The organism is Rhizobacter sp., assembly GCF_031412075.1.
GTDB lineage: Bacteria > Pseudomonadota > Gammaproteobacteria > Burkholderiales > Burkholderiaceae_C > Rhizobacter.
Window position 1 is genome coordinate 1 of sequence record NZ_JANOCG010000047.1, and the last position, 8,678, is coordinate 8,678.

At 65.2% G+C, this 8,678-nt stretch carries 12 protein-coding genes; 7 read left to right on the top strand and 5 right to left on the bottom strand.

Annotation, left to right across the window (positions count from 1 at the left end; translation table 11 throughout):
* The 3 genes from cysT to RMO40_RS01685 all read right to left on the bottom strand — a co-directional run.
* Nucleotides 1-581, bottom strand: a 581-nt coding sequence (gene cysT, locus RMO40_RS01675) for a sulfate ABC transporter permease subunit CysT (protein WP_309715393.1), incomplete at its 3' end; no start/stop codon positions are given.
* A 22-nt stretch (nt 582-603) separates the two neighbouring features.
* Nucleotides 604-1,635 carry a sulfate ABC transporter substrate-binding protein gene (locus tag RMO40_RS01680; RefSeq protein WP_309715396.1) on the bottom strand — a complete coding sequence of 344 codons (1,032 nt, stop codon included), beginning with the start codon at nt 1,633-1,635 and terminating at the stop codon, nt 604-606.
* Nucleotides 1,636-1,742: 107 nt separating this feature from the next.
* Nucleotides 1,743-2,759, bottom strand: a complete 1,017-nt coding sequence (locus RMO40_RS01685; protein WP_309715398.1) for a sulfate ABC transporter substrate-binding protein — start codon at nt 2,757-2,759, stop codon at nt 1,743-1,745.
* Between the two features lie 240 nt (nt 2,760-2,999).
* On the opposite strand from RMO40_RS01685, the gene RMO40_RS01690 reads away from it, so the two are divergent.
* The 3 genes from RMO40_RS01690 (at nt 3,000) to RMO40_RS01700 (ending at nt 5,569) form a co-directional block, all read left to right on the top strand.
* Nucleotides 3,000-3,521: a YMGG-like glycine zipper-containing protein gene (locus tag RMO40_RS01690; RefSeq protein ID WP_309715401.1), complete on the top strand. Its 522-nt coding sequence runs from the start codon at nt 3,000-3,002 to the stop codon at nt 3,519-3,521.
* A 19-nt stretch (nt 3,522-3,540) separates the two neighbouring features.
* On the top strand, nt 3,541-3,993 hold the full coding sequence (locus tag RMO40_RS01695) for a hypothetical protein (RefSeq protein ID WP_309715404.1): 453 nt from the start codon (nt 3,541-3,543) through the stop codon (nt 3,991-3,993).
* A gap of 142 nt (nt 3,994-4,135) precedes the next feature.
* Nucleotides 4,136-5,569 carry an NAD-dependent succinate-semialdehyde dehydrogenase gene (locus RMO40_RS01700; RefSeq protein WP_309715407.1) on the top strand — a complete coding sequence of 478 codons (1,434 nt, stop codon included), beginning with the start codon at nt 4,136-4,138 and terminating at the stop codon, nt 5,567-5,569.
* Between the two features lie 37 nt (nt 5,570-5,606).
* Here RMO40_RS01700 and RMO40_RS01705 read toward each other — a convergent pair whose 3' ends face one another.
* Nucleotides 5,607-5,828: a hypothetical protein gene (locus RMO40_RS01705; protein WP_296682834.1), complete on the bottom strand. Its 222-nt coding sequence runs from the start codon at nt 5,826-5,828 to the stop codon at nt 5,607-5,609.
* Between the two features lie 43 nt (nt 5,829-5,871).
* Nucleotides 5,872-6,267: a hypothetical protein gene (locus tag RMO40_RS01710; RefSeq protein ID WP_309715411.1), complete on the bottom strand. Its 396-nt coding sequence runs from the start codon at nt 6,265-6,267 to the stop codon at nt 5,872-5,874.
* Between the two features lie 163 nt (nt 6,268-6,430).
* On the opposite strand from RMO40_RS01710, the gene RMO40_RS01715 reads away from it, so the two are divergent.
* From RMO40_RS01715 to RMO40_RS01730, 4 genes are all read left to right on the top strand, one after another.
* Nucleotides 6,431-6,781, top strand: a complete 351-nt coding sequence (locus RMO40_RS01715; RefSeq protein ID WP_309715414.1) for a thioredoxin domain-containing protein — start codon at nt 6,431-6,433, stop codon at nt 6,779-6,781.
* A gap of 92 nt (nt 6,782-6,873) precedes the next feature.
* On the top strand, nt 6,874-7,194 hold the full coding sequence (locus tag RMO40_RS01720; protein WP_309715417.1) for a hypothetical protein: 321 nt from the start codon (nt 6,874-6,876) through the stop codon (nt 7,192-7,194).
* Nucleotides 7,195-7,280: 86 nt separating this feature from the next.
* Nucleotides 7,281-8,087 carry a TerC family protein gene (locus tag RMO40_RS01725; protein WP_309715420.1) on the top strand — a complete coding sequence of 269 codons (807 nt, stop codon included), beginning with the start codon at nt 7,281-7,283 and terminating at the stop codon, nt 8,085-8,087.
* The coding region (locus RMO40_RS01730; RefSeq protein WP_309715423.1) for a Bax inhibitor-1 family protein at nt 8,084-8,678 on the top strand (595 nt) is incomplete at its 3' end. The genes RMO40_RS01725 and RMO40_RS01730, both read left to right, overlap by 4 nt.

The window sequence follows — 8,678 nt, forward strand, 5'->3', positions numbered from 1 at the left end:
ATGATCGGGAAGATCACCCGCGTGAAGGTCTGCCAGCGGGTGGCTCCGAGCGTGGCAGCGGCTTCTTCCAGTTCCTTCTGCATGTCTTCCAGCACCGGCTGCAAGGTGCGCACGACAAACGGCAGGCCGATGAAGGTGAGCGCCACGAACACGCCCACCGGCGTGAAGCTGACCTTGAAGGGCAGGTGCTGGCCGATCCAGCCGTTGCCCGAATAAAGCGCGGTCAACGCAATGCCGGCCACGGCCGTGGGCAGCGCAAACGGCAGGTCGACCAGCGCGTCGACCACCCGCTTGAACGGGAACTCATACCGCACCAGCACCCACGCAATGATCAAGCCGAAGAAAGCATTGACCAGCGCCGCCAGGAAAGAGGCGCCGAAGGTCAGCCGGTACGAAGCCACCACACGCGGCGAGGCCACCGCCTCCCAGAAGGCCGGCCAGGTCATGGTGAAGGTCTTGAGGAACGCGGCCGACAGCGGGATCAACACGATGAAGCTGAGGTACAGCAGCGTGAAGCCCAGGGCCAAATCGAAGCCGGGCAGCACGCTGTGCCGCCGCAGCAAGGTGCGGGAGAGGAACATGAGCGCCTGAGATCAGTGCCGCTTACTTCTTCTTCCCCGCGGCGAGAATCTGGTCGTAGATCGCGCCGTCGTCGAAGTGCTCCTTCTGCGCTTTGGTCCAGCCCCCGAAGGCTTCGTCGATGGTGAAGGTGTTGACCTTCGGGAAGTCTTTCGCGTACTTGGCCAGAAGCGCGGGCGAGCGCAGGCGCAGCTGGTGTTTGGCCGCAATGGCCTGCGCCTCATCCGACCACAAGAACTTGAGGTACGCCTCGGCCTGCTTGCGGGTGCCCTTTTTGTCGACCACCTTGTCGATCACCGCGACCGGGTTCTCGGCCTGGATGCTCCAGGGGGCGTAGACCACGTCGAAGTTATCGCCGAACTCCTGCTTGATGAGGTTGATCTCGCTCTCAAACGTGCACAGCGCGTCGCCGATGTTGCGCTGCGCGAAGGTGGTGGTGGCGGCACGCCCGCCGCCGTCGAACACCGGCACGTTGGCGAAGATCTTCTGCACCGTCTCGCGCGCCTGTGCGGGGGTGGCGCCGCCCTTGACCAGGCCGCCCCAGGCCGCCACGTAGGTGTAGCGGCCGTTGCCGGTGACCTTGGGGTTGGGGATGACGACGCTCACGCCGGGCTTGGCCAAATCGGCCCAGTCCTTGATGCCTTTGGGGTTGCCCTTGCGCACCAGGATCACGGTGGTCGAGGTGGTGGGCGCGCTGTTGTTGGGCAGGCGCTTGGCCCAGTCTTCGGAGATCAACTTGCCCTTGCTGGCAATGGCGTCGACGTCGCTCGACTGGTTCATGGTCACCACATCGGCTTCGAGCCCGTCGATCACCGAACGCGCCTGCTTGCTGGAGCCGCCGTGCGACTGGTTGATGGTGAGGTCTTCACCGGCCGTCGCCTTCCAGTGTTTGATGAAAGCCGGGTTGATCTCCTTGTACAGCTCACGCGCCACGTCATAGCTCACGTTGAGCAAGGTCGGCCCGGCTGCCTGGGCCCATGGGGCAACGCTCAAGGCCAGCGTGGCCAGGGCCAGGTTCAGGGCGGATCGGCGGGAAACAGTGTGGGGCAGGCGCATGGCAAGAGGCTCGCAATCAGAAGGAAACCGATGCTAGGGCCTCCTGCAAGCGCGGGAAACGACGTGTTTTGAGTTTGCTTATTCGCTGGGCGAGCTAAGGCCGGCTTTCATTTGCCTTTGCTGTAAATCTGGTCGAACACGCCGCCGTCGGCGAAGTGGGTTTTCTGGGCCTTGCTCCAGCCACCAAACAGCTCGTCGATCGTGAACAGCTTCACGGGCGGGAAGTTCTTGGCGTACTTGGCCGCCACCTTGGCGTCGGTCGGGCGGTAGTAGTTGCGCGCCGCGATCTCCTGGCCTTCGGGGCTGTACAGGTAGTCGAGGTAGGCAGTGGCGACCTCACGGGTGCCACGTTTGTCGACCACCTTGTCGACCACGGCCACCGGCGGCTCGGCCAGGATGCTGCTCGGCGGGTAAACGATGTCGAACTTGCCGGCGCCGAATTCCTTCAGCGACAGGTGGGCCTCGTTTTCCCAAGCCAGCAGCACATCGCCCTGGCCGCGCTCGGCGAAGGTGACGGTCGATCCGCGGGCGCCCGAGTCGAGCACCGGCACGTTCTGGAACAGCTTGGTGATGTACTCCTTGGCCGTGGCTTCGTTGCCGCCAGGTTGTTTGAGCGCCCAGCCGTAACCGGCCAGGTAACCCCAGCGTGCGCCGCCCGAGGTCTTGGGGTTGGCGGTGATCACCGACACACCGGGCTTGACCAGGTCACCCCAGTCCTTGATGCCCTTGGGGTTGCCCTTGCGCACGAGGAAGATGTAGGTCGAGGTGTAGGGGGCGCTGTTGTGCTTGAGGCGCTTTTGCCAGTCGGGGGCGAGCAGCTTGCCGCGCGCGGCGATTTCGTCGATGTCGTAGGCGAGCGCCAGGGTGGTCACATCGGCGTCGATGCCGTCGATCACCGATCGCGCCTGTTTGCCCGAGCCGCCGTGCGATTGTTTGACCGTCACGGTGTCGCCGGTCTTGGCCTTCCAGTGTTTGGAAAACGCTGCGTTGTATTCCTGGTAGAGCTCGCGCGTCGGGTCATACGACACGTTGAGCAGGGTGATGTCTTTGGCGAAGGCAGCACCCGCCACCGCGCCCAGGGCGGTGGCGGCGATGACGGTGCGCAGGCTGCGGGAGAAGCTCATGGGAGGTCTTTCGTTGCGGAATGCCGTGGATGCTAAATGGCCCGCCCTGCGAGCGAACGAATGAATTGGTCGATGCTTACTCGCACGGCGCCTTATGCAAAAAACAAGCAAGTTCATTCGCTGCGCGAAGATCGGAACGTTCGCCGCTCACCCGCCTCCAACGTCGTTGCAATGTAAAGACGTCAACGCCAGCCGTTCACCCACCGTTGTTTTGTATTACCCCCTGTGCCCGAGGAAGCCATGAACACTCGACACCTGCTGCTCTCCGCCTGCGCACTGGGCCTGCTCGCCCTGGCTGGCTGCGCCCAGATGCCTACCGGCCCCACCGTCACGGTGATGCCCGGGCCGAACAAGCCGTTTGAAGTGTTCGTGGCCGACGATCGACTCTGCCGCGACTGGGCGGTGAGCTCCTCCGGCAGCCAGAACAGCGAAGCGGCCAACCAGCGTTTTGTGGGCGCCACCGCAACAGGCGTGGTGCTCGGCGCAGCCGTCGGCGCCATCGCGGGTGGGCACAGCGGTGCGGGGGTGGGCGCCGCCGTGGGCGGCATGACCGGCGCGGCTGTGGGCTCCGACCAAAGCTCCCAGACCGCTTACGGAGCGCAACGCCGCTACGACATCGCCTACCAACAGTGCATGTACGCCAAGGGCAACCAGGTGCCCGCCGTCAGCTACGCCGGCTACCGCAGCGCGCCAGCGGCCGTACCGCCGGCGCCACCGCGCCCGCCTGCGGGCATCCAGCCTCCGCCGCCGGTTCGCCAGTGATTCTTTGAAAGAGCCCGCCATGAAGCATCAACACCAGACCCGTGGCCTGCTGGCCGTTGTCATCGCCTCCGTCATCGGGCTGGGGCTGGCGGCCGTCGCTGAAGAGGCCGAAGCCCGCACGCGTGCGCGTGTGAACGTGTGGGTCGGCGGCCCGTTCTGGTGGGGTATCCCGTTCGGTTACGGCTACGGCTACCCTTACGTCGTCGAGCGGCCTGTCATCGTGCAAGCGCCCGTCGAACCGGTGTTCTTGCCGAGCGCCACGCAGCAGAGCCACTCCTGGTATTACTGCCGTGACGCGCAGATGTACTACCCCTACGTCACCTCGTGCCCCTCAGCTTGGCAAGAGGTTCCGGCCACGCCTGAGCCGGTCGCGCCCGCGGCCGCACCGGCGGCTCCCTCCGCGACGGCAGCACCCGCTGCACCCACCACGCGCGCCCCGGGTACGCCGGTGCCTCCCGCCCGCTCGAACTGATCGGCCGCGGCAGGCGCCGCGGTTCCGCAGAGTGGGAGAAACGTGTGCGACAACGCGGTCGTCCGATCGCGGGAACAATTGCGGGCAGGACGCTGCGCCCGCAGCCTCTTCCCTCGGCCAGATCAGCAAGGACGAACACCCCATGTACACAGACGTAGCGCTCTTCATCGACGGTGAATGGACCGCCGGCACCAGCGGCAAGAGCGAACCCATCATCAACCCGGCCACCGGCAAGACGCTGGCGCGCCTGGCGCACGCCGGCACCGCCGACCTCGACCGCGCGCTCGCCGCGGCCGACAAGGGCTTCAAGCAGTGGCGTGCGGTGTCGGCCTTCGATCGCTACAAGATATTGCGCCGCGCGGCTGACCTGATGCGCGAGCGCGCCGCCGAGATCGGCGAGCTGATGACGCTGGAGCAAGGCAAGCCGCTGGCCGAAGCCAAGGCCGAGGCGGCCTCGGCCGGTGACCTGATCGACTGGTTTGCGGAAGAGGCGCGCCGCACCTACGGCCAGATCGTGCCGCCGCGTGCCGACGGTGTGAGCCAATTGGTGATCAAGGAGCCGGTGGGGGTGGTGGCGGCATTCACGCCCTGGAACTTCCCGATCAACCAGGCGGTGCGCAAGGTCTCGGCCGCATTGGCCGCCGGCTGCTCGGTCATCCTGAAAGGGCCGGAAGAAACCCCCGCGAGCTGCGCCGCGCTCGTGCGCGCTTATGCCGACGCCGGGGTGCCGGCTGGCGTGCTGAACCTGGTGTTTGGTGTGCCGTCGGAGATCTCCGAGTACCTGATCCCGCACCCCATCGTGCGCAAGATCACCTTCACCGGCTCCACGCCGGTGGGCAAGAAGCTCGCCGCACTCGCCGGCCAGCACATGAAGCGCATCACCATGGAGCTGGGCGGCCACGCACCGGCGATCGTGTTCGAAGACGCCGACGTGGCGGCGGCCGCCAAGATGTTGGCGATTGCCAAGTACCGCAACGCCGGCCAGGTGTGCGTGTCACCCACTCGCTTCCTGGTGCAGGAGTCGGTGTACGACAAGTTCGTGGACGGCTTCGTGGCCACCGCGTCGGGCGTGAAGGTCGGCGACGGCATGAACAAGGACACCCGCATGGGCCCGCTGGCCAACAGCCGGCGCGTCGAGGCGATGCAGATGTTCATTGACGACGCCGTGGGCAAGGGCGCCAAGCTCGCCCTCGGTGGCAAGCGCATCGGTACCGACGGCTATTTCTTCGAGCCGACGGTTCTGACGAACGTACCGGCCAACGCACGTGTGATGAGCGAAGAGCCCTTCGGGCCTCTGGCGGTGGTGATGCCGTTCAAGAGCTTCGACGAGGTGGTGGCCGAGTCCAACCGCCTGCCCTATGGCCTGGCGGCGTATGCGTTCACCAAGTCTCTGAAGACGGCCTCGGCGATCGGCGCGGCCATTGAAAGCGGCATGGTGTCGATCAACCACTTTGGCCTGGCCTTGCCCGAGGTGCCTTTCGGCGGCATCAAGGACTCGGGCTACGGCACCGAAGGCGGCAGCGACGCCATCAACGCCTACCTGAACAGCAAGTTCATCACCCAGGTGGGGCTGTAAGCCGGCATCACCCAGCTTCGACGGGCCGCCGCCCTGACTAACCCTTCTTGCCGCCGAACAAGAGCAGCGCGGCGCCCGCCACGATGGCGCCCACACCGGCCCACATCGGCACGTTGACCGATTCCTTTTCTTTCACCGACAACTCGATCGGCCCGAGCTTGATGTCGTGCGTGGCCTTGGTGAAGCTGAAGCCGCCGTAGATCAGGCCCAGCACGCCAGCTGCAATCAATACCGCGCCGACAATCTTGATGGGGTTCATGGTGTTGTTCTCCTGAGGGGTGCGACACCGCGAAGCGGCGAGGTCAGACGTATTGCAGCACAGCGAGAGCCAGCGCCGCCGGAATGGCAAGCAAGACAGCGAACAGCCCCAGGCACCCGCGCTTGGCGGCGGGCTCCCCGGTGATGATGCGCGCGCCGCGGCCGTGGCCCGACGGTGCGTGCGTCGACTGCCATTTGGTGTGGCAGGCGTTGCAAAAATAACTGCGGCCGCCCTTTTCCCAGGCGCTGATTGTGCGGCGGGAATGGGTGAACTTGCCCGAGCAGCCGGCGCAAGTGAAGCGCAGGTTCGCCGGCCCCGCCTCCACCCGCAGGCCGACGCTGCGGGTGCGTTTGGCCCGCGCCCGCCAGATCAAGAATCCGGCGAGAAAGGCCACCGCGGCAATCGCGGCGGCGACGAGCTCTTCGGGGGCGAAGCTCATTCAGACACTCCGGCCACCACCGCCTGGGGCTGTGTGCTGTCGTCAACGGCAAGGTGGGCATGCAAGGCTTTGACTCCGGCGCGCGCAAAAGCGCGAGTGTGCCCGATGGGCACCACAACGGCTCGGCGTGCTGCAGCACCGAGGTTTGAGATGATCGAGTTCTATGTCTGAACCGACCGCTCACACCCCGCTGCTCGTGGCCTGCCTGTGCGCCGAGTGGTGCAGCAGCTGCCGCGAGTACCGCAGCTTGTTCGACCAGGTCGCGGCCGCCTTCCCGGAGTCTCGTTTTGTTTGGGTCGACATCGAAGACGAAGCCGCACTGGTCGACCCGATCGAGGTGGAAAACTTCCCCACCCTGTTGATCGCCACGTCAGACGGCGCGCGTTTTTTGGGCCCGTTGATGCCTCACAAGGAAACACTGGTTCGCTTGCTGCGCGCGCACACCGAAGCCCCGCCGGCATTGCTGGCCGATGCGCAGGTGCAAGCACTGGCTCAGCGCCTGTGGGGCCATTGAGCAGCCAGCTGCGGCTGCCCACACCACGGGATTGCCGCGCCCTCTACAATCACGGCATCATGTTTGTGCGGGCTATCGCCATTTTCCTTGTCTTGGCCCTTGCGTGGGCCGGCATTGCAGCGCAAGACAACCCCGCCACGTTTTCTGCGGCCGGCGGTGAGAGCCACTGCGTTCAACCGAGCGCAGACGCCCAGCCCAAGAGCACCGGCGGCGAGCGCTCGATCGATGGCCAGCCCATGCAGGCGCAGACCGAAACCCTGGCCGATCAACCCGGCCTCTTTCTGGTGGGCCCGAGCGCACACCCTCCCGCGCTCACGATGACGAGGCCCAAGCCGTATGCCTCGGCCAGCCTGTTGCCACCCTATCTGGACGGGCCGCAGCGCCCTCCCTGCTCGGCACCCCTCGTCGCCTGAGCCTCGCCGCGTGAACACGCGGCGCCCCGTGTTCTTCTTTTGAACCGACCGTGCGTGCTTCAAGCACCACGCATTGCCTCATCTCCATGGACCTCTTACTCGACCCCAACATCTGGATTGCATTCGCGATGCTCACCGCCCTGGAAATCGTCCTGGGCGTGGACAACATCATCTTCATCTCCATCCTCGTCAGCCGGCTGCCTGCCGAGCTGCGCGACAAGGCTCGGCGCCTCGGCCTGGGCTTCGCGATGGTCTCGCGGCTGCTGCTGCTGTTTTCGCTGAGCTGGGTCATGGGCCTCAAAGCCGACCTGTTCCACGTGTTCGGACAAGGCATCAGCGGGCGCGACCTGGTGCTGCTTTTTGGTGGCCTCTTCCTGCTCTACAAGGCGTCACACGAGATCTTCAACGAAGTCGAGGCGCCCGAAGACACCGGCCCGCCATCGACCGACGCCGCAGCCCTCAAGGCCGCCGGCAACCGCCTCTTCTGGGGAATCATCGGCCAGATTGCGGTCATCGACATCGTGTTCTCGCTCGACTCGGTGATCACCGCAGTCGGCATGGTCGATGAGATCAGCGTCATGGTGGCCGCGGTGGTGACCTCGGTGGGCGTGATGCTCGTCGCCGCCAAGCCGATCGGCGAGTTCGTCGAGCGCCATCCTTCGGTCAAGGTGCTGGCCCTGGCCTTCCTGGTGATGGTGGGCATGGCGCTCACCGCCGAAGCCTTCGAGATGCATGTGCCCAAGGGCTACATCTACGCCGCGATGGCGTTTTCTCTCGCCGTCGAAGCCATCAACATCCGGGCCCGCGCCAAACGCATCGCCAAGAAGAATCTGTCCAACGAAACCACTTCACCCGTCAGTCACTCCACAACCCAAGCAAAGGAATCGTCATGAACCAAGGCCTCAACAGTTATCAACCCGAGGGGATCGGTCAATCGGTCGCCGTGCAACGCAACCGGGTCCTGCGCAACACCTATTGGTTGCTCGCCCTCTCGATGGTGCCCACCGTGCTCGGCGCCTGGGTCGGCGTGAGCACCGAGCTCTTCCGCCTCATGTCACCCGGCATCGGCCTGGTGGTGTTTCTCGTCGGCGCCTTCGGCTTCATGTTCGCCATCGAAAAGACCAAGAACTCGGCCGCGGGTGTGCCCATGCTACTGGCCTTCACCTTCTTCATGGGGCTGATGCTGTCGCGGCTGGTGGGTGCGGTGCTGGGCCTGAGCGACGGCGCGGGCCTCATCATGACGGCCTTCGCCGGCACGGGCGCCATCTTCCTGGGCATGGCCACGCTGTCGTCGATCATCAAGCGCGACTTGAGCTCGATGGGCAAGTTCTTGTTCATCGGCGCCATCATGCTGATGGTGGCCGGCATCGCGAACGTGTTTCTTCAATCCAGCGCACTGATGATCACGCTGGCGGTGCTGGCCATCGGCATCTTCTCGGCCTTCATCCTGTATGACCTCAAGCGCGTGCAAGACGGCCACGAGA